Source organism: Plantibacter sp. Leaf314, assembly GCF_001423185.1.
Taxonomy (GTDB): Bacteria; Actinomycetota; Actinomycetes; order Actinomycetales; family Microbacteriaceae; genus Plantibacter.
In genome coordinates this window covers 410,757-431,268 of sequence record NZ_LMOB01000001.1, presented here as the reverse complement: position 1 = coordinate 431,268, position 20,512 = coordinate 410,757, and the positions used below count along the sequence as shown (strand labels likewise).

The following is a 20,512-nucleotide window of genomic DNA, read 5'->3' as shown; positions in this document are numbered from 1 at the left end:
GCGGCACCGGATGACCGTCCGACCCAGGCGTTCCACCGCCCACGGGTCGGACGGTCAGTCGGTGCTGCGACAATCGTGGATCATGACGGACCTCCCCGCCTCCTCGACCGACGCCTTGTGCTGGGATTGGAACGGCACCCTGCTCGACGACGTCGGGGTCGCACGCGCCGCGATGGATCTGCTCCTCGCCGGTCGGGGCCTGCGAGGGTTCGTCGACGAGGCGGCGTACCGGCGGGTGTTCGGGTTCCCGATCCGCGACTTCTACGAGCGGGTCGGCATCGGTGGAGCCGACTTCGTGGCGGCGGCCGACGAGTATCTTGCCCGGTTCGCCGTCGACGTCGAGACCGCGGCTCTCCACCCGGACGCCCTGCAGACGCTCGAGGCGGTGCACGCGCTCGGCGTCGAACAGGTCCTCATCTCGGCGACCCCCGAGGCCGTGCTCGAGCGTCAACTGGCACCACATGCCCTGACGCATTACTTCTCCGGTGTCCACGGCATCACCGACGTCTACCATGCGTCCAAAGAGCAGGTCGTCGGCTCCTGGCTGGCGGGTTCGGGGCATCACCCGTCGCGCGTGGTCATGGTGGGGGACACGAATCACGACGAGGAGATCGCCGAGCTTCTCGGGGTCCGCTTCGTCCGCTTCCGCAACGGACACCAGGACCCACCCGTCCACGGACGCCACCCGGTGATCGACGGCTTGAGTGAGCTCGTCCCCGAGCTCACCCGGGGGAATTCGGACGACTGAGCCCGGAACCTAGCGGGCGAGGTCGATGCGCAGCGCGTTGCGCCGGACGTGGTCGACGGCGGTGGCGACAGCCCCCTGCGCCACGATGTCCGCACCGAGTGCCGACGCCACGAGCAGCGGCGGCTCGGCGCTCATGTACCCCGGGAGGCGCTCGGAGGCGATCTCGAGCAGCAACGACATCGATGGGGCGATCGCCCCGGCGAACACGATCCGCTCCACGTCCAGGAGCCCACCGAGGACGGCACTCATCCGTGCGACGCGGTCGGCCAGACGCCGGACCAGGTCGAGCGCAGCCTCGTCGCCATCGTCGGCCGCCGCCAGGACGGACGACGCGTCGACCCGCTCGACGGGCAGCCGGCTGAGCGGGCTGCTCTCGGGCAGACCGCCGCTCTCGCGATGGGCGCGACCCCAGTCGCGGAGCACCGCGGCGAAGCCCCGCGCGGAACCGACACCGTCGACGAGGTCGAGGAGGTGCAGTTCGCCCGCCCGTCCTCGGCCGCGCACGAGACGCCCGTCGAGGACGTAGCCGGCGCCGAGCCGTTCACCCGTCATCACGGCGATGTAGGAGTCGACGCCCGCACCGGCACCGCGCGCGCCCTCAGCCACGGCGGCGAGGTTGGCGTCGTTGTCCGTGAGCACCACGCAGCCGTGGTCTTGGAGGCGTTCGCCGAGCCTCGGGTTCATGCGCTCCCAGAAGACGTTGCCCTCGGGGGAGCGCCCGAGCGCGTCGATCGGGGCCGGTACGCCGAGGGTGATGCAGAGCGGCCTCCCCGTGCCGTCGGACTGCAGGACCTCGGTGATCGCCGCGTCGACCACGGAGACGCGTTCCTCCGCGTCGGCGGCCGGGTCGATCGCCCGGTGCGAGCGCGCCAGTTCTCGCCCACGGAGGTCCGCGGCGATCGTCGTGATGGAGTGGGCTCCCGCGTCGACGCCCACGACGACCCCGGCCGCATCGTGCAGCTCGTAGCGCCGCGCAGGGCGCCCCTTGCGATACGCGACACCCGCCTGACGTGCGTCGTCGAGTTCGGTGAACCAGCCGAGGTCGATCAGGTCGTCGCAGAGGGCGATCGCCGTCGATCGGGACAGGCCGGTCGCCGCCATGACGTCGGCCGCGGTGAACGCCGATTCGGCCCAGGCGTGGGCCAGCACGGCGGCGAGGTTCGTGGCCCGCGGCTCCGGTGGTCCGGTGAGGCTCGTCGTCGCGTCCATGAGCGTCAACGATATCGGTCCGGGGCGCGGCCGGACGGCGCGGGTCCGCGCGTCGCACTCGACCGTGAACGATCACGCCCGCGCGGCTCGGCGCGGCGTGACCCAACCGATGCTTGACCCTGCCGCGCGCGGATGGCAGAGTGTCCGACATGAGTTGATTTGCTCTCTGTATTTAGTCAGTGGTCCGGTCGGACCGCGTGGAAGGACAATGATGTCGAACCAACTGAAACGCGCGTTACGCGTCACGGCGGGGGTGGCGACGGGACTCCTGGTCGCGAGCACCCTCGTCGCCTGCTCGAGCGACGGCCGGGAGACCGTCCACTTCACCTTCAGCAAGCGCGAGGCGTTCACCTTCATGAACCAGGCCGTCGCGGACTACAACGCCTCGCAGCAGCAGTACGAGGTCGTGATGGACACCTCGGGGCCCGATCCACTCGCCGCCAGCTTCGTCCGAGGCAACCCGCCGGACCTCATGCTCTCGAACTACAACCACGAGGTCTCACGCTTCGTGGAGCGGTGTGCGCTCTCCGACCTCTCCGACACGACGGCGGCGGCGTCCATCCGCGACGACCTCCAGCCGTTGCTCGACCAGTACGGCGTCTGCGAGGGGCGCACGAGTGCGCTGCCCTACTCGGTGATGGCCGCCTCCGTCATCTACAACAAGACGATCTTCGCCGAGAACGGCCTCGAGGTGCCGACGACGTGGAGCGAACTCATCGCCGTCTCCGACACCCTCAAGGCCGCCGGTGTGGCGCCGTTCTACGCGACGTTCGCCGATGCGTGGACCGCCAACCAGGGCTGGTTCGACTATTCGGTCGGCGGCGCCGTCGACATCCCCGAGTTCTACGACCGGCTCGCGGAGGAGGGCACCGAGGTGGGACCGGACGCCCCGGTCTCCTTCGAGAAGGACTTCCTCGAGCCCATCGAGAAGATGCAGCTGCTGGCGAAGGAGTACACGCAGGCGGATGCGCCGAGTCGCACCTACGACGCCGGCAACGTCGCGTTCGCCGAAGGCCAGGGCACCATGTACCTGCAGGGGCCGTGGGCGTTCAGCCAGATCGCACTCACCGCACCCGACCTGGACCTCGGCACCTTCCCCCTGCCGATGACGGAGGACCCGAAGGACCTGAAGGTCCGCGTGAACCTCGACCTCGTGACGATCATCCCCGAGGAGGCGAAGAACCCGGAGGGTGCCCGCGACTTCCTGGAGTACCTGTACCAGCCGGAGGTCATCCAGGCCTACAACGAGTCGCAGCTCGGCTTCGTCCCGACGGACGACGGCACGGCTCCTGACGACCCCCGCGTGGCCGGCATGATCCCGTACTACGACGCCGGAGCGTTCTACCAGGGCCCCGGCGTGCTCAATCCGCGCGCCATCCCGACCGAGAACTACGCGCAATCGCTGGTCCTCGGGACCAACGCGGCGTCGATGCTCCGCACCATGGACGCGGACTGGGCCCGGCTCGCGTTCAGACAGCCGCCCGTGTCGACCAAGGAGGGATCCGAATGAGCGCCACCACCGCCATCGTGACCGGAGGAGACCCGAAGGTCCGCCGCAGCCGCAAGCGCGTCGAACCGATCTACTACCTCTTCCTCTTCCCGGCCGTCGTCCTGTTCACGCTCGCGATCACCGTCCCCGGCGTCGTCGGGATCGTCTTCAGCTTCACCGACTCCATCGGCATCGGTGACTACGAGTTCATCGGGTTCACGAACTACATCGCCGCGTTCAGTGACCCGGCGATTCTCACCAGCTTCCTCTTCACCTTCGGGTTCTCCCTCGTGACGGTGATCGTGGTGAACGTCATCGCGTTCCTGCTCGCCGTCGGACTGACCTCGAAGATCAAGTTCAAGATGGGGCTCCGTGGGGTGTTCGTCATCCCGATGGTGATCTCGGGCATCATCATCGCCTACGTGTTCCAGTTCCTGTTCATGAACTCGGTGCCCTCCGCCGGTTCCGCCCTCGGGATCCCCTTCCTCGAGACGAGCATCCTCTCGAACCCGGACCTCGCCTGGCTCGGCATCGTCATCGTCACGGCCTGGCAGTCGATCCCCGGCACGCTGCTCATCTACATCGCCGGCCTGCTCGCGGTGCCCGGCGACGTATACGAGGCGGCGTCCCTGGACGGCGCGAACAAGCGTCAGCAGCTGCTGCGGATCACGCTGCCGCTCGTGATGGGGTACGTCGTCATCAACGTGATCCTCGGCTTCAAGAACTACCTGAACGCCTACGACATCATCGTCGGCCTGACGAACGGTGGTCCGGGTACCTCCACGCGGAGCATCTCGATGACCATCATCCGCGGGTTCCAGACCGGTGATTACGCGTACCAGATGGCCACGGCCACCCTCTTCTTCATCATCACGATCATCATCGCCCTCGTGCAACTGTCGGCGACGCGCGGAAGGAACGCACTCTGATGGCCACCCCGACCGCACTCAGCACCCGATCCATCACGACGGCGAACGCCAGCACGAAGCAACGCACGAAGGGGGAGCGCGTCAGCTGGTCGACGACGGTCATCCTGCTGCTCTGCGCCGTGACGGTGCTCCTGCCGCTCTACGTGACCATCTCGATGGCGTTCAAGACCGACACCCAATCGGTCGACGGGAACGCCTTCTCGCTGCCGGCGCCGTTCAGCATCGACGGGTTCGTCCAGGCGTGGACCCTCACGAAGTTCCCCGTGGGCTTCGCGATGTCGCTCCTCGTGACCGCGGGGACCGTGGTGGCGACGATCATCCTGGCCTCCTTCGCGGCGTACGCGATCGTGCGCAACTGGGACCGCCGACTGTTCCGCTTCTCGTTCTTCTACCTGCTCGCGGCGATGTTCATCCCGTTCCCGGTGGTGGCGCTCCCGCAGATCCAGCTCACCGGCCGCGTCGGACTCGACAACCCGTTCGGGGTGATCATCCTCGCGACGATGTTCCAGCTGAGTTTCAGCGTGCTGCTGTTCACGGCGTTCCTCCGGTCGATCCCGATCGAGCTCGAGGAGAGCGCCCGGATCGACGGCGCGAGCACCTGGCAGACGTTCTGGCGGCTCATCTTCCCGCTCCTGGCACCGATGAGTGCGACGGTCGGCATCTTCGCGTTCCTGTACGCCTGGAACGACTTCATGATGCCGTCGCTGATCATCTCGGATGCGAGCCTGCAGACCCTCCCGGTGCGGCAGAACCTCTTCCAGACGCAGTTCAGCAGCAACTACAACGTCGCGTTCGCCTCGTACCTCATGGCCATGGCGCCGGCGATCATCGCCTACCTGTTCGCGCAGCGCTGGGTCATGTCCGGCGTGACCCAGGGGGCGGTCAAGGGATGACGGCGACGCCTCGACGCTGAACCGACACCGCAACACCACCACGACCCGAGAGACCGAAGGACCGCACGTCATGACCGACACCGCACTCGTCGACGCCCAGCAGGCGGCCGCAGCCACCTGGTGGCGCCAGGCCGCCGTTTACCAGATCTATCCGCGGAGCTTCGCCGACGCGGACGGGGACGGACTCGGGGACCTGCCGGGCATCCGGTCGCGGGTGGACTACCTCGCCGAGCTCGGCATCGATGCGATCTGGCTCAGCCCGTTCTACCCCTCGGCGTTGGCGGACGGCGGGTACGACGTCGCGGACTACCGTGACGTCGACCCGCGGCTCGGCACTCTGGCGGACTTCGACGAGCTCATCGCCGCCCTGCACGAGCGCGGTATCCGCGTCATCGTCGACATCGTGCCGAACCACACCTCCGACCGGCACGCCTGGTTCCAGGAGGCGCTGGCCGCGGGTCGCGGTTCGGCCGCGCGAGCGCGGTACCTCTTCCGGGAGGGCACCGGCGAGTCGGGTGAGGAGCCGCCCACCGACTGGGAGTCCGTCTTCGGCGGTTCCTCCTGGGAGCGGGTGGCGGACGGCCAGTGGTACTTCCACCACTTCGCGACCGAGCAGCCGGATCTCGATTGGGATCACCCGGAGGTGCGAGAGGACTTCCTGAAGACCCTCCGGTTCTGGTCGGATCGGGGCGTGGACGGCTTCCGGATCGACGTCGCGCACATGCTCACCAAGGACTTCTCCGAGCCGTTGCCGAGTCGCGCGGAACTGGAGCTGATCCCGCAGGACGGGGCCCACCCGTTGCTCGACCGCGACGACGTGCACGAGGTGTACGCCGAGTGGCGTCGGGTGTTCGACGAGTACGACCCGCCGCGCACCGCCGTCGCCGAGGCGTGGGTGAGCACCCCCGAGCGGCGCGCGAAGTACGCGTCGGCGGCTGGGCTCGGGCAGGCGTTCAACTTCGACCTGCTCGAAGCCGACTTCGACGCGACCGAGTTCCGGACCGTCATCGCGGACAACCTCGCGCAGGCGCAGGCGTCCGGATCATCCACCACGTGGGTGCTCTCGAACCACGACGTCACCCGGCACGCGACGCGGTACGGGCTCCCGCCCCTGGCCGGGCGCCCGGTGAAGCAAGGCACGGAGTGGGTGGCTGCCGGTGGTCCTCCCGACGGGGTCGACCTGGACCAGGGAGCGCGCCGTGCGAGGGCCGCCACCCTCCTCATCCTCGGACTCCCGGGCAGCACCTACCTGTACCAGGGCGAGGAGCTGGGCCTGCACGAGGTCGCCGAGATTACCGACGGGGAACGCCAGGACCCGGCGTTCTTCCGTGGGGGAGCGTATGACGGCCTCGGGCGGGACGGCTGCCGGGTCCCGTTGCCGTGGACGGCGGACGGTGCCTCGTTCGGCTTCGGTGACGCGGTCGCGCACCTGCCGCAACCGCGGTGGTTCGCCCAGCACGCCGTCGAGGTCGAAGCACAGGATCCCACGTCGACGCTCTCGCTGTACCGCGAGGCGCTCCGGCTGCGACGACTGCTGCAGACGGGGGAACAGCTCGACTGGATCGAGACCGGCCGGGAGGACGTCCTGCGGTTCACCCGACCGAACGGTTGGCAGGTGGTGGCGAACTTCGGCACGGAGCCGTATCCGCTCGGCGCGCCCTCCGATGCGGTGGTGCTCGGCGCGCTCCTCGACGACGCGGTTCCCGGGGAGTCGACGGTCTGGATCGCTCCGGCGCAGCTCCTCGGGTGAGCGACCGCGGCTGAGCGGACGTCGGACCGGGCTGGTCGGCTGTGGACCGCACGGGGGTTCTGACGACGCGGGACCCCGCGATCCATTCGTGTCTGCTTATATGGGGGGATGACTGAGGATCTGGAACCGGCTGCCGAACTGTTCAAGGCCCTCTCCTCGGTGTCGCGGCTCCGACTGCTGCGGATCCTCGCCGCCGGCACCTCCACGGTCGGTCAGCTCGCGGACGCGAGCGGCCTGTCCCAACCGCTGGTGTCGCAGCACCTCCGGACGCTGCGTTCGGCGGGCCTCGTGTCCGTGGAGCGCGTCGGACGGGAGGCCCACTACGAGGTCGCCGACGTCCACGTCTCGCACATCGTCGACGACGCGGTCCTCCACGCGCTCGAGGGATAGCCGGCGTCAGCCCTGATCTGTACCACGGCGGGCCGGGCCGACGCGGCGCGAGCGTGGGTCCGTGGCCTTGGGCGCCCCTGCAGGTTCGGCCCGCCGGAGCGGCAGCCGCACCAGGATCGTCGTCCCGGGGTTCCCCGTCGCGAACGCCTCGATCGTGCCGCCGTGCGCGCGGACGATCGACCGGGCGATGGTGAGTCCGAGCCCCGACCCTCGGATGGTCTCCTCCCGCACGTTCGCCGCCCGATGGAAGCGCTCGAAGACGGAGGCGAGTTCGTCCTCGGGGATGCCGATCCCCGTGTCCGAGACCCGGATGACCGCCTCTCGTCCGTCCGACCGGGCGCTCACGAAGATCTCCCCCTCCCTCGTGTACGCCGCCGCGTTGTCGAGCAGGATGGCGAGCAGCTCCTCGATCCGACGGCGATCGGCGTCGAGGCGCAGTTCGGGACGGGCTCCCAGTCGGAGTTCGACGCCGGTGGGGAGTCCGAGGCGTCGCCGCTCCGCGACCGCGTCGACGACGAGGCCACCGAGGTCGACGGCTTCGGTGGAGAGCTCCAGCTCCGGTGCGCTGGCAGCGAGGAACTGCTCCGCGAGACGCCCGAGGTGGTCGGCGCTCCGGCGGATGACGGCGAGCTGCGAGCGCACCTGCGGAGCGAGGTCGTCGTCGTCACCGAGGAGGTCGAGGTAGCCGAGGATGCTCGTGAGCGGCGTCCGCAGCTCGTGGCTGAGGCTCGTGAGCGACTCGGATCGCATCCGGACCGCCTCGGTGAGTTCGGTCACGTCCTGTCCGACGAGGACCGCTCCGTGCGGTGCGCCGGTCGCATCGCGGACGGACCGGCCGTTGGCGACGAGGGCCCGCTGCTTGCCCGGCGGCCCCACGCGATAGAAGAAGTCGCGGACGTCCTGACCGCCGAGGACCCGGATCACCGGCTGTTCCTCGCGGGCCAGTGGCGTGACACCGTCCGCCGCCCAGACGAAGCGTGCACTCCCGGTCGCCGGGTCGTAGCCGGCCAGCGCGGCGAGCTCGATGGAGGTCCGGTTGTTGAGGATCTGCTCGCCGTGTTCGTCGAAGAAGACGAGTCCGACGTTGACCTCCGCGACCACGGAACGGAGCATCACGGCGAGCCGGTTCTGCGAGGCGAGGGCTTCGACCTTCGCGTCGGCCTCGGCGCGGAGGCTCGCCTGGGCGCGCTCGAACCGTCCGGACTGCAGACTCACGACGACGATGACGAGCAGCAGCAAGACCGTGAGCGCGATCAGCTCGCTCCAGGCCTGGACGCTCCCGGGGTACTCGCCGTAGAGCACGTTCGGCAACCAGATGACGAGCACGCTGCCGATGAGCGCAAGGGCGGCGCCGAGACGACCGAAGCCGTGGGCCAGCCACAGCACCGGGAAGGCGAGCAGGACGATCGATGCGCCGAGGACCGGCGACACCGCATGGGTCACGAGCCCGACGACGGCGAGGTCCGCACTGACCAGGACGAGCGCCCAGGCCCGTCCGAGCCGTTCCCACGGGATCGCGAGGGTGGCGATGAGCGCCAGGCCCATGACGACCCAGGACAGCTGCAGCTCCCTGACGCTGAGGAACGCCGGCGTCGTGGCTCCGACGATCGCGGTGACCACGACCACCCCCAGCGCCAGCGGACCCTGGCTCCGGCTCACCAATCCGAGCCGGGGGTGGCGCTCGCCCTGTCCGATCCAACGTGGCATCTGCGTTCCTCCTGCTCGCCGTGGGTGCCTCCCAGTCTGCAGTGGTCGCGGCGCTCACATCCGAGGCGGGCGGCGGGTCCCGGAACCTGCACCGTCAGCGTCGGTCGAACGCGCCGCTGCGAGCGCTCGACGGAGTGCGGCGGCTCAGAGCCCGAGTCGGTCGAGCTGCTCCTCGAACCGGATCTGGACGTCCTCCGGCTCGGCGTCGTCGGTCGCGGTCCAGATGGCGTCGAGTTCCGCTTGGACGTCGGTGGGCAGGGCGGCGAACTTCTCGTCCCAGGCGGCGATCGGCGTCCAGTAGCCCACGACCTTGAACCGCGTGGCCGGCAGTCCGAGCTCCCGGCGCAGGTATTTCCGCGCATCCCGGAGGGCGACCGTCTCACCCGCCACCCAGACGTAGCCCTGATCGAGGGCGAGCCGCTCGTCGACGACGCTCCGGACGAGTCGTCCGAGCGCGCTCGGACCGTACCCGTTCCCGCCGACCACCCAGGTGACCAGCACATCGAGGCCCGTCTCGAACGCGATCCGGTCCTGCTCGGACGGCACCTCGAGCACCACCCGGGTCCGGAGTCCGCGTGGGGTCTGCGCGACGATCCGGCGGACGGCAGGCAGGCCGGAGAGGTCGGCCACCAACACCTGCCATTCAGTGTCCTCCGGAGGGTCGTACAGCCCGGTCGGCGCGTTCAGCCCGAGTACGTGCCCTGGCCGAGCCCGAGCCGCCCACGGGCCGGCGACGCCCGCCTCGTGCACGACGAAGTCGAGGTCGATCTCGTTCTGGTCCGTGCGGACGCCGGAGACCGTGTAGGTCCGCATCGGTGCCTGCAGGGTGCCTTCGGGCCACTCCCACCAGTCGCCGACGGGGAGGGGCAGCGAGACGTCCGCCGGGTCGTCGCCGTGGGGGAAGAAGACGCGGACGTACTCGTCTCCCGTCCCGGTGCTGATGAAGTCGGCGACGCCCGGGCCTCCGAGGGTGACACGGATCAGGTTGGGGCTGAGGACGCTCGTCTCGGTGACGATGCCGCGGTGGATGGTCATGGGTGCTCCGGCTCTGGGGTGGGGTCGGTGGGGTCGATGGATTGGGTGGTGTCGGCGGGTTCGGCGACGTGCTGCCGGTGGGCGAGCCACGAGTCGCGGTAGGCGCCGGGGGCTGCGAGCAGATCGTCATGGGTGCCGTGCGCGATGATCCGCCCGTCCGAGAAGACCGCGATCCGGTCGGCGGTCGCCGCCTGCTCCAGCCGGTGGGCGATGAGGAGGGTGGTGCGGTCGGCCCGGAGCCGCAGCATCGCCGCTTCGACGGCTGCACGATGGTGCAGCCCGACGTCGGCCGTCGCCTCGTCCAGGATCACGACGGCCGGGTCCGCCAGGAGGGCTCTGGCGAGGGCGAGTTGCTGGATCCGGCCCTCGTCCAGCGGCACCGGCGCGTCGACCGCATCGGTCGGGTCCCGAGTCGGACCGTCCACCAGTCCGGCGACCGCCCATGCCGCACCGACGGCGTGCACCGCGGCGACCATCTCCTCCTGGCTCGCGTCCGGCGCCCCGAGACGGAGGTTGTCGGCGATCGAGCCGCGGAAGTGGTGGAGCTCCTGCGACAGGGAATACGGGGTGTCGGCGACGTGCAGACTCCCCGACGTCGGTGCATGGTGCCCCGCGACGACCCGAGCCAGGGTGCTCTTGCCGGAACCGGAGGTGCCGACGAGTGCCGTGGTCGTGCCGCGCGGGACGTCGAGCGTGACCCCGACGATGCCGCGTCCGGTGGTCGGGTACCGGAACGTGAGGTCGCGCACCCGGATCGCCGACTCGTCGCCGCCGCTGCCGTCGTCGGTCGCTGGGCCGGCCGTCGGCGAGGACGCCGATGCGAGGTCGATGACCCCGACGAGGCGCGCCAGCCCCACGGTGGCGCGCTGGATGTCGTCGAGCCCGAAGATCACCTGGCCGACCGGACCGAACAGTCGGTGGAACAGGAGGGCGGCCGTGGTCACGAGGCCGACGGTGACCGCCCCCTGCGCGTGGAGTAGGAATCCGGTCGCCAGGATCGCCGACAGCCCGACGAGTTCACCGCCGTTGATCCACCGGAAGAGCCGGTTCGCCACCCGCACGCCCTCGATCTGCGCGTCGATGGACGCTGCCGCGCGTTCGCCGACGCGCTCGATCGCGTGGTCGGCGGCGGCGAACGCGGTCAGCGTCTCCGCGCCGTGGACCGCGTCCAAGACGGCCTGGCTGCGCGACGCCTCGCGCGTGCGGACCTCCCGGAACACGATCCGGGAGCGTCGGAGGAACGCCCGGGTCCCGATGACGTAGCACGGCGCCGCGGCGAGGCCTGCGAGGGCGAGCCAGGGGTCGAGAGCGGCCAGCGCGATCACCGACACGCCGATGGCGAACCCGGCGGACAGCAGGGTGGGGGCGACACCACCGCCGGCCTCGGCGACGGCGTCCACGTCGCCGGTCACCCGGGACAGCAGGTCGGCAGTCTCGCCGTCGTCGATGGTGCTCACCGGGAGTCGCATGGCCGAGGCGAACACCTCCTCGCGCAGTTCGGCGAGCAGGTCCTGCACGAGGCCGGTGAGGACGCGCACGGCCCAGAGCATGACCACGACCGCGGCGACCGCGCCCACGGCGGCTCCGGCGACCCAGCCCGCGACGACGGACGGCCCGGCCTCCGAGGTGATGGCGTCCACGACCCGCCCGAGGCTGGTGGGCAGCACGACCCCGAGGGCGGAGGCCGCGAGGAACAGGACCACCACGGCAGCGGTCCGTCCGCGGTGTCGGCGCAGCAGGGCGGCGACGACGGCGCGGACCCGGGCCGCCTCGGCGACCGGCAGCCGGGCGGTGGTCGCGGAGGTCATGTCTTCATCAACCACGGTCGGCGTCCTCTCCGCGACCGACCCCGACGACCCGGTCGCAGGCGTTGAGGAGGACGGCGGAGGTCGTGATGACCACGACGGTGCCATCGTGCTCCACGAGTGCACGCGCGATGCGGGTCTCGGTCAGCACGTCGACCGCTGACGTCGGTTCGTCGAGGACGAGCACCTCCGCCTCGGCGTGCAGTGCCCGCGCGATCCCGACGCGTTGGCGCTGTCCGCCGGAGAGCCGTCGGCCGGCCTCGCCGACCGGCGACGACCAGCCGCCGAGCTGGACCACCGCGTCGTCGAGCGCGGCCATGGCGACGAACGCCGTGTCGGGATCGCCGGTCATGCCGTGTCCACGCACCGCGTCGGCCAGGGTGCCGCTCATGACCCGCTGCTCGTGCGGCGGGGCGAGCACCCGCCGGCGGTAGGCGACCGGGTCGAGGTCCTGCTGATCGACGAGCACGCCGTCGACGGCGAGCGAGACGCTGCCGCGGGCCGCGGGGGTCCGCATGCCCAGCAGGCGGGAGAGGGCGCGCGCCGCGTCGCTGTCCGTGGGACGGACGCCGAGCAGCTCGCCGGCCCGCACGTCCACCCGGGTCTCGGCGTCGCCCGCTCGGAAGGACAGGACGACGTCCCCCGCGGGGCTGGCGGACGATCCAGCCGGCGCCACGGGCTCGTCGAGGAGGTCCGCGGCGTCGACGACCGCGGCCAGCCGTTTGGCGGAGGCCAGCTTGTGGATCCAGTTGGACGGGAACGACCCCACCTGCGCGAGGTAGCCGCTGATGAACTGGGCGAGCCCGAGCACGGTGACCAACTCGCCGATGCTGATGCGGCCCGCAGCGGCGAACCAGGCGGACAGTCCCACGAGGGCAGCTGTCACCAGCGCCGCCAGGGCGCCACTCACCGCCTCGGAGGCGGCGAGCGACCGCCCGGCCACGGTCGCCGCCTGTCTCGAGACGTCGCTGGCGGCCCGGTATCGTCGCTCGGCCTCGCCTCGCCCGCCGATGCCGACGAGGACCCGGAACCCGCTCATGAAGTCGGCGGCGACCGCGCCCGCCTCCGTCGCGGCCCGCTGCTCCGCGAGCCCGCGCAGCTCCAGCGGGCGTGAGACGACGCGCATCACGAGCATCATGCCGATGGTGGCGGCGAACACCACGACCGTGGCGACCGGGGAGATCACCGACATCGCGAGCGCCGCGCCGATGATCGCGGCGATCGTGGCGCATTGCTGTGCGACCGACCACGCGACGCCGGCGACGCGATACGTGTCGGAGGTGACGACCGTCAGGGCCTCACCCGGGCTCAGGATCCGTCGGGACAGTCGTGGCCGGAGCATCCGCGAGAGGGTGAGGTGTCGGAGGGCCTGCTCGCCGCGACCGTAGACCGACACCATGAGGCGGGACGCGGACTGGTAGCTGACGGTGAGGACGAGGAACGTGCCCACCAGGACGCTCATCCAGACCGAGAGGGCGACGGGATCCGAGGGGACCACCGCCTGATCGACGGTCGCACCGATGATGACGGGGATCGCCGCCTCCGACAGGGCGTGCACGACGAGGAGGACGGTCGCGGCCGCGAGTGCAGGCCCGCGCCCGTCCGCGACGAGGGCGATCCCGACGAGCCGAGCGGGGGAGCCGGTCACCGGTCCCGCCGCGCGAGCGGGAGCACCAACGGCGTGCCGGAGACGGGATCGGTGATGACCCGGCACGGCAGGTCGTAGACCGCTTCGACGAGCTCGGCGGTGATGATCTCCTGCGGGTCGCCCTGGGCGACGATCGCGCCGTCCCGCATGGCCACGAGATGGGTCGCGTAGCGTGCCGCGTGGTTCAGGTCGTGCAGGACGGCGACGAGGGTCGCCCCGTCGCGGTGGAGATCCGTGAACAGCTCCATCAGCTCGATCTGATGTGCGATGTCGAGGAACGTCGTGGGTTCGTCGAGGAGGAGGTGCCCGGTCTGCTGCGCGAGGGCCATCGCGACCCAGACCCGTTGTCGTTGCCCGCCGGACAGTTCGTCGACCAGGCGGCGGGACAACTCGGTGACCCCGGTGGCGGCCATGGCCGCTGCGACGGCCTGCTCGTCGGCTCGGCTCCAGGTCCGCATGGCGCTCTGGTGCGGGAACCGTCCGCGTCCCACGAGATCGGCGACGGTGATGCCGTCAGGGGCGATCGCCGACTGGGGGAGCAGCCCGAGCCGGCGCGCGATGTCCTTGGACTTCAGGGTGCGGATGTCGTCGCCGTCGAGCAGCACGGCCCCGGTGGCGGGTCGCAGGAGCCTGGCGAGCCCGCGCAGCAGGGTCGACTTCCCGCAGGCGTTCGGTCCGATGACGATGGTGAACGAGCCGTCGGGGATCTCGAGCGACAGCCCCGAGACGACGGGGGTGTCCCCGTAGCCCAGGCTCAGGTCGCGGGCGAGGAGCGTCGTGGTCATGGTGGTCCTTTCACGTGCGGCGCAGGAACTGCGCCGCCAGCAGGCAGGTGAGGTAGATGCCGCCGACCGAGACGGTCACCACGCCGACCGGCACGGCGACCAGCTGGGCGACGACGTCGGACACGACGACGAGGGCCGCGCCGGTCAGCATCACCGGCGCGAGCCCCATCGGGGTGTTCGAGCGGGTGAGCCGTTGGGCGATCTGCGGGGCCGCGAGCGCGATGAACGAGATGGGGCCGGCCGCGGCCGTGACGAGGGCCACGAGAGCCACGCCGATGACCATGGCGCCGAGGCGGGTGCGCCCGGGCCGGACGCCGAGCGCGGTGGCCGCGTCGTCGCCCATCTCGAGCACCGGGAGGGTGCGGTGGAGCGGGCGCGCGAGCACCGCGAGGACGAGGAACGCGGTGGCGGCGGGGAGCAGTTGGTCGAAGCCGAGCGAGGCGAGCGATCCTGCGCCCCAAGTCGCCGCCATCATCGCCTGCTCGACACTGACCGAGATGAGGATCCAGGACGTGAGTGAGCCGAGCCCTGCCGAGACACCGATGCCGACGACGATGAGGCGGAAGGACGACATCGTGTGCCGGTTCGCGAGCACCGCGACGAGCAAGGCCGTCAGCAGCCCGCCGACGAGTGCTCCGGCCGCTTTGAACAGGTACGTGTTGAGCCCGAGGACGAGCATCGTCAGCGTCACGCCGAACTGCGCTCCGACGCCGAACCCGATGATGTCCGGCGAGCCGAGCGGGTTGCGGGTGAGCGATTGGAAGATGCCTCCCGAGAGGGCGAGCGCCGCTCCGCAGAGCACCGCGAACAGCACCCGGGGGAGTCGCCACTCGAACACGACCTGGCGCACGTCGGGATCGGAGGCCGGGTCGACGATCGCCCGGAGCACCGCGTCGAACTCGATCGTGTATGCGCCGATCGTCGTCGCGGCGAGGCCGGCACCGATGATCACCACGACGAGCGCGAGGCACACGACGACGGACCGGACGGGGACGAGTGTCGCGAGATGCGCGGTGTCCACGCGGATGTGGCGTCGTCCATGATCGACGGCGCTCACAGGCCGCTCACCCGCTTCCGGCGCACGAGCATGATCAGGATGGGCGCACCGAGGAGGGCCGTGACGATCCCGACCCGGAGTTCGCCGGAGGGCAGCACGATCCTGCCGAGCACGTCCGCGAGCAGGAGGAAGGCCGGGCCGACCACCATCGAGGTGCTCAGCACCCAGCGCTGGTCCGGCCCGGTGAACCACCGGACGACGTGGGGGATCATGAGGCCGACGAAGGCGATGGGCCCCGCCGCCGCGACCCCGGTGCCAGCCAGGATCGTGACCGCGACGACCACCCACACGCGCGTGCTGCGGACCCGTGCCCCCAGCGCCTGCGCGAGGTCATCGCCGAGGGTCAGAGCGTTCAACGACCGGGCGCAGGTGAGGCCGATGAGGAGCCCCACGACGACCAGCGGTGCGGCCCACACGAGTTGGTCGAGGGTGCGTCCGCCGATCGACCCGACGCTCCAGAACCGCATGACCTGGAGGGTGCCCTCGTCGCGGAGCACGATCGCCGTCGTGAACCCGGTGCAGGCCGCACCGAGTGCGACCCCCGCGAGGGTCAGTTTCATGGGTGTCGCGCCCGAGGAGCCGACCGATCCCAGGACATACACGAGCAGCGTGAGGACGAAGGCACCGGCGAGGGCGAACGGCACGTAGGCTCCGGGCGTCGTCAATCCCAGCACCCCGACGGCGAAGGTCACGGCGAAGGAGGCTCCGGCGTTCACCCCGAGGATGCCCGGGTCGGCGAGGGGGTTGCGGGTGAAGGCCTGGATGAGCCCGCCACACACGGCGAGCGCGGCGCCGACGAGCACCCCGAGGAGGGTGCGGGGCACGCGCAGTTCGACGACCATCAGGTGCAGCGGGTTCTCGTGGTCGTAGGAGAACAGCGCGTGGAGGACGGTCACCGGGTCGATCGCGCGGTTGCCGACGGCGAGGGAGGCGATGGCGGCCGCGGCCAGGAGCAGGGTCGCGACGAGGAGACCGGTCGCGAGCACCGCGGTCCGGTGCGGGGAATCGCTCGAGCGCTTCCCCGCACCGGACCGCGGGACGTCGGAGCCGTCGGCCGGGTCCAGCGTGGCTGGAGCAGCTGGCGGCTGAGACATCGTCGGGGTCACTTCCCGTCGATGGTGGGCTCGCTCTGGAGGGCGGCTGCGAGGTCGTCGACGTAACCCGGCAGCACGTACTGCAGGGACAGGACGGTCGGGGCGCTGATCGCCGAGGCCTTCGCGGCGTCGGCGTAGATCACGTAGGAGCCTGCGGCGATCGGCGCCCAGCGGGAGACGACGGCGTTCTCGACCGTGTACGTGCCCTCGGCGGCGCTGCCGCCCCAGGCGGCGAAGAGGTCGGCGTCGACGTCGTAGAGCTGCTCGAGGCTCACCCCGGTGTACCAGTTGTCGCCCTCGGCGCTCTGCAGGAAGCTGTCCATCGCCGACGTGGAGGTGAACCCGAGTGCCTCGGTGATGCGCACCCGCGGGTCGTATTCGAGGTAGACGCCGAGGTCGGTCCCACCCTCGTTGAGGGTCAGACCCCAGACGAAGGTCTTGTCGTCGAACTCCGGGTGGGCGTCGGCGAGCGAGGTGATGAGCGTCTCGGTCTGGGTGATGAGCTCTTCGGCCTTGGCCTCCTCCGACATCGCCTTCCCGACGGTGCGCGTCATGCCCTCCCAGGTGCCGGGGTTCCACGGGCCCTCGATGTACGGGACGGTCGGGGCGATCTCGGTGAGTCGCTCGTACTCGATGTCGGTCACCCCCGAGTACAGGCTGAGGATCAGGTCGGGCTTCAGAGACTTGATCGCCTCGTAGTTGGGGCCGTCGTCGACGAAGGGGATGATCTCGGGCAGCTCGCCGTACGCCTCGGTGACGTAGTCCTCGAACCAGGGCTGGTAGCCGCTCTCTCCGGCGCCCCAGACCTCCTCGATGCCGACGGGGTTCGTGCCGAGGGCGGCGACGATGTCGGGCGTCATCCAGCCGAGGGCGACGATCCGCTCGGGCTTCTCCGGGATGACCGTCTCGCCGTGCGCGTGTTCGATGACGACACCGTCGCCTGCGGCCGTGGTCGATCCGGTGCTGCCTGCGGCAGTGGAACACCCGACGAGGGCGAGGGCGGTGGCGACGACGACCGCGACGAGCGATGATCTGCGGCGGATGTTCGGGCGCGCGAGAACGTGCGACATGGAGCTCCTTCGGAATGGTGGGGGAGTGGGCCGCTGCTGCGCGGCCGGAAGTTAGGTAAGCATGTCCTAACAGAATGATCGTAGGGCGCTCCGACGGCGCGCGGTGTCGGCGAACCGACGACTTCTGTCGGGAATCCGCCAGTCTGGGCCCGGCTCCGGGCCGATCAGCGCCAGTAGCGCTGGTGCGCTGGATCCGCCTGGACCCGCGCCACGTACTCCCGCGGCGTCATCCCGAAGCGGGCACGGAAGCTCGCCGAGAACGCGCTCGAGGACGCGTAGCCGCAGCGTTGCGCCGCTGCGCCGATCGGTGTGCCGTCGACGATCAGGCGCGCTGCGAGCGTCATCCGGACACTCGTCCGCCACCGCGAGAAGCTCATCCCGATGTCGTGCTGGAAGATCCGCAGGACGGTCCGTTCGTGCAGTCCATGCGCCTCGAACAGGTCCAGCGCACTCCGCGGATCACCCGGGTCGCCGAGCACCGCGCGGACGAGCGAGCGCACGCGGTCGTCGGACGGCATCGGGACCTCACCCCATCCGTCGGTCGCCTCGGGCGCGGGCTGCTGCAGCATCTCGATGAGCACGGCCTGCGCGCGGACACGGAGGTCGGTGGGCATGTCGTTCATTCCGAGGTGGAGGAGCATCTCCTGGACGGCGCGCGGCACCAGCACCTGCCGCACCTCGTCGACCGGCAGGATCAACGAGGCGCGCGGCAGGTAGGTGTAGCAGCCCGTCGAATCGCGTTCATGGTGCGCGGTGTGTGGTGTGTGCGCGGGGATCCACACGCCTTGGCCCGGGGCCAGACGCCACATGGCGTTCGGGAGGTGCACCCACACCGTGCCGCGGTAGCACCAGGCGAGCATGGCGTCCGGGTGACGGTGCGGCGGCGAGAGCGGGCGGCTCCCGGTGTCCTCGTCGGTGACGACACCGGTGCCCATGAGATACGGTTCGGCGACCGACGACGGATGCTCGGGGCTCTCGTCCCAGTCCACCTGCCCGTAGGTGCTCACCGACTCGACCGCTCTCAGTGCTCGGCCCCCGCGCCGGTCGTCGGGAGGCCGTCGTCGTCGAAACGTACGCCGTGCTCGATGAGCCGTCGCTTCGCCTCGTTGTGCACGACGCCGCGTTTGCGCGGATCCGCCTCGAGGAGCCGGCGGAGCAGCTCATCGGTGGCGTTCGGGTGCAGGGCGATCTCGATGCGGGCGCCCCAGAACCGGTCCTGCAGGAACAGTTCCAACGCCGCCGCGTCCGCCGCAGGGTTGTGGGCGGCGGCGGCGCGGATCGCCTGGTTGGGGTCGCTTGCGAGGACGACGAAGTCGTCGAAGGTGCTCGCTGATCGTGCGAGCTCGTACCGACGTTCCTCGTCGGCGAGCTGCTCGGGCGTCTTGCGCTTGGCCACGGTGGTCCCTTCATCGTGTCGCCGTCAACCTACCCGTCAGGGGTCCGGACGACAACGGCGGCTTGCCCCGTCGGTCCCGACCGGGAACACTGGGGTCGCTGCATGGTCGTCATGAGCGGGATCTTCGGGGGAAGGAGCGGCGATGACTGCTGCACCGGGATGGTACGACGCGGGGACACCGGGCGAACTGCGCTGGTGGGACGGAACGCGGTGGACCGGGCAGGTGGCTGCCGCCGGCCCGACCGCCGGGCCACCGCCGTCGCACCAGGCGCCCGCGCAGCCGGGTTCGCCGAGCGGCACCGCTGCCGGCCCGCAGCCCGGCTGGTATCCGACCGGGCCCGATCAGCTGCGGTGGTGGGACGGCTCGCACTGGACGGGGCTGCGGGTGAAGGACGGCAAGCCGGGCACGGACTGGGCGACCACCGAGCAGCCCACCCTGGCGTGGGTGTTCGCCTCGGTGTTCCTCGTCCTCTCGCTGTCGCAGTTCAGCCTGGGACTCCTGTCCAGTCACCTGTCGTTCAACGGCGTCCCCTTGCTGCTCGTGTCGATCCTCTGGTTCGGCATCGCCGCCAAGACGACCGCGGTGCGCAGGATCCCGCGACCCACGGGTGCGCCCACGGTCATCGACGCGGTCCGGCCCTTGCCCGGCGAGCAGGACGGCCCTGGTGCAGGCTGGTACGACGTGTCGTCGCGGGCGACGAGGTGGTGGACCGGCTCACGGTGGGCCCAGTACGTCGGCACCCAGTACGGCATCCGACCGACGTTCCACGGGGCGCGTGCGTTCCGCACGTATCTCGTCCTGTGCTGGGTGCTCCTCGGGATCGGCGTGCTCGGACTCCTCGTCGGTGTCGTGCTCGTGGTCAACGGCTCCGACGACAGCTACGCCTTCCTCGGTGCGGCCATCGGCATCGCCGTCATCGCTGGCGGGGTGCTGTTCGGCGTGCTCGGTGGTGTCCTCCTCGCCATGTCACGGACGCAACGCCGCCTGCTGCTCCTCCCGGAGCTCCCACCGAGTCGCTGACCAGGTGGCGCCCGAGGGAGGACGAGCGGTCGTCCGCGGGTAGGCTCGTCACTCGGATGCGACGCGTCCGACCACCGACCCGAAGGGCGCACGATGACCACGCAGGAACTGACCATCTCGAACTTCGAGGACACCGTGTCGGCCGAGGGCATCGTCCTCGTCGACTTCTGGGCCGAGTGGTGCGGCCCCTGCAAGGCCTTCGGTCCCGTCTTCGAGCAGTCGAGCGAGCAGCACCAGGACGTCGTGTTCACCAAGGTCGACACGGAGGCGAACCAGGAGCTCGCGAGCGGCATGCAGATCACGTCGATCCCGACGCTCATGGCGTTCCGCGACGGCGTCCTCGTCTTCTCCCAGGCCGGAGCCCTGCCGGCACCCGCGCTCGAGGACCTCATCTCGCAGGTGCGCGGTCTCGACATGTCCGAGGTGCACGCGGCCATCGCCGCGGCGAAGGCCGAAGCCCAGGCCGAGTGAGCTGAGCACCGCCGG

19 protein-coding genes are annotated in these 20,512 nt (G+C 70.5%); 8 read left to right on the top strand and 11 right to left on the bottom strand.

The features are described 5' to 3' along the window. Positions 1-82: 82 nt before the first annotated feature. On the top strand, positions 83-748 hold the full coding sequence (locus ASF68_RS01990) for an HAD family hydrolase (protein ID WP_056006130.1): 666 nt from the start codon (positions 83-85) through the stop codon (positions 746-748). A 9-nt stretch (positions 749-757) separates the two neighbouring features. On the opposite strand, the gene ASF68_RS01985 is transcribed toward ASF68_RS01990, so the two are convergent. Next, positions 758-1,957 (bottom strand): ROK family protein, encoded by a 1,200-nt coding sequence (locus ASF68_RS01985; RefSeq protein ID WP_056006127.1) that lies wholly within the window; start codon positions 1,955-1,957, stop codon positions 758-760. A 211-nt stretch (positions 1,958-2,168) separates the two neighbouring features. Here ASF68_RS01985 and ASF68_RS01980 point away from each other — a divergent pair, with 211 nt between their 5' ends. The 5 genes from ASF68_RS01980 to ASF68_RS01960 all read left to right on the top strand — a co-directional run bounded on the left by ASF68_RS01980 (position 2,169) and on the right by ASF68_RS01960 (position 7,408). After that, positions 2,169-3,467 (top strand): ABC transporter substrate-binding protein, encoded by a 1,299-nt coding sequence (locus ASF68_RS01980; RefSeq protein WP_056011211.1) that lies wholly within the window; start codon positions 2,169-2,171, stop codon positions 3,465-3,467. Then, entirely contained in the window at positions 3,464-4,375 is a 912-nt protein-coding gene (locus ASF68_RS01975; protein ID WP_056006124.1) for a carbohydrate ABC transporter permease, read from the top strand. Before ASF68_RS01980 ends, ASF68_RS01975 begins: the two co-directional genes overlap by 4 nt. Further along, a complete protein-coding gene (locus tag ASF68_RS01970; protein WP_056006121.1) occupies positions 4,375-5,268 on the top strand; it encodes a carbohydrate ABC transporter permease in 894 nt (297 codons plus the stop codon). Before ASF68_RS01975 ends, ASF68_RS01970 begins: the two co-directional genes overlap by 1 nt. Positions 5,269-5,338: 70 nt before the next feature. Then, positions 5,339-7,018, top strand: coding sequence for a glycoside hydrolase family 13 protein (locus ASF68_RS01965; protein ID WP_056006118.1), 1,680 nt, complete (start codon positions 5,339-5,341; stop codon positions 7,016-7,018). 108 nt (positions 7,019-7,126) lie between these two features. After that, entirely contained in the window at positions 7,127-7,408 is a 282-nt protein-coding gene (locus ASF68_RS01960; protein WP_056006115.1) for a helix-turn-helix transcriptional regulator, read from the top strand. Positions 7,409-7,414: 6 nt separating this feature from the next. Here the strand turns inward: ASF68_RS01960 and ASF68_RS01955 are convergent, their stop codons facing one another. The 10 genes from ASF68_RS01955 to ASF68_RS01910 form a co-directional block, all read right to left on the bottom strand. After that, entirely contained in the window at positions 7,415-9,115 is a 1,701-nt protein-coding gene (locus tag ASF68_RS01955; protein WP_056006112.1) for a cell wall metabolism sensor histidine kinase WalK, read from the bottom strand. Between the two features lie 144 nt (positions 9,116-9,259). Then, the gene (locus ASF68_RS01950) at positions 9,260-10,150 is read right to left on the bottom strand and encodes a siderophore-interacting protein (protein WP_056006109.1); all 891 of its coding nucleotides are present in this window, start codon (positions 10,148-10,150) and stop codon (positions 9,260-9,262) included. Then, positions 10,147-11,958 carry an ABC transporter ATP-binding protein gene (locus tag ASF68_RS01945; RefSeq protein ID WP_056006106.1) on the bottom strand — a complete coding sequence of 604 codons (1,812 nt, stop codon included), beginning with the start codon at positions 11,956-11,958 and terminating at the stop codon, positions 10,147-10,149. Before ASF68_RS01945 ends, ASF68_RS01950 begins: the two co-directional genes overlap by 4 nt. Positions 11,959-11,965: 7 nt before the next feature. Continuing rightward, positions 11,966-13,603, bottom strand: coding sequence for an ABC transporter ATP-binding protein (locus ASF68_RS01940; RefSeq protein ID WP_056006103.1), 1,638 nt, complete (start codon positions 13,601-13,603; stop codon positions 11,966-11,968). Next, the gene (locus ASF68_RS01935; RefSeq protein ID WP_056006100.1) at positions 13,600-14,388 is read right to left on the bottom strand and encodes an ABC transporter ATP-binding protein; all 789 of its coding nucleotides are present in this window, start codon (positions 14,386-14,388) and stop codon (positions 13,600-13,602) included. The genes ASF68_RS01940 and ASF68_RS01935 overlap by 4 nt, the downstream gene beginning before the upstream one ends. Positions 14,389-14,398: 10 nt before the next feature. Continuing rightward, positions 14,399-15,409: an iron chelate uptake ABC transporter family permease subunit gene (locus tag ASF68_RS01930; protein ID WP_235526736.1), complete on the bottom strand. Its 1,011-nt coding sequence runs from the start codon at positions 15,407-15,409 to the stop codon at positions 14,399-14,401. A gap of 32 nt (positions 15,410-15,441) precedes the next feature. Next, on the bottom strand, positions 15,442-16,539 hold the full coding sequence (locus tag ASF68_RS01925; protein ID WP_056011208.1) for an iron ABC transporter permease: 1,098 nt from the start codon (positions 16,537-16,539) through the stop codon (positions 15,442-15,444). A gap of 8 nt (positions 16,540-16,547) precedes the next feature. After that, positions 16,548-17,609, bottom strand: coding sequence for an ABC transporter substrate-binding protein (locus ASF68_RS01920; RefSeq protein WP_056006094.1), 1,062 nt, complete (start codon positions 17,607-17,609; stop codon positions 16,548-16,550). A 164-nt stretch (positions 17,610-17,773) separates the two neighbouring features. Then, a complete protein-coding gene (locus ASF68_RS01915) occupies positions 17,774-18,616 on the bottom strand; it encodes an AraC family transcriptional regulator (protein WP_056006091.1) in 843 nt (280 codons plus the stop codon). 14 nt (positions 18,617-18,630) lie between these two features. Continuing rightward, positions 18,631-19,005 carry a hypothetical protein gene (locus tag ASF68_RS01910; protein ID WP_056006088.1) on the bottom strand — a complete coding sequence of 125 codons (375 nt, stop codon included), beginning with the start codon at positions 19,003-19,005 and terminating at the stop codon, positions 18,631-18,633. Between the two features lie 142 nt (positions 19,006-19,147). On the opposite strand from ASF68_RS01910, the gene ASF68_RS01905 reads away from it, so the two are divergent. Together ASF68_RS01905 and trxA are read left to right on the top strand one after the other, a co-directional pair. Continuing rightward, positions 19,148-20,026: a DUF2510 domain-containing protein gene (locus ASF68_RS01905; RefSeq protein ID WP_056006085.1), complete on the top strand. Its 879-nt coding sequence runs from the start codon at positions 19,148-19,150 to the stop codon at positions 20,024-20,026. A 93-nt stretch (positions 20,027-20,119) separates the two neighbouring features. Beyond that, complete coding sequence (gene trxA, locus ASF68_RS01900) at positions 20,120-20,497, top strand: thioredoxin (protein WP_056006082.1); 378 nt, start codon at positions 20,120-20,122, stop codon at positions 20,495-20,497. The last annotated feature ends 15 nt before the right edge of the window (positions 20,498-20,512 follow it).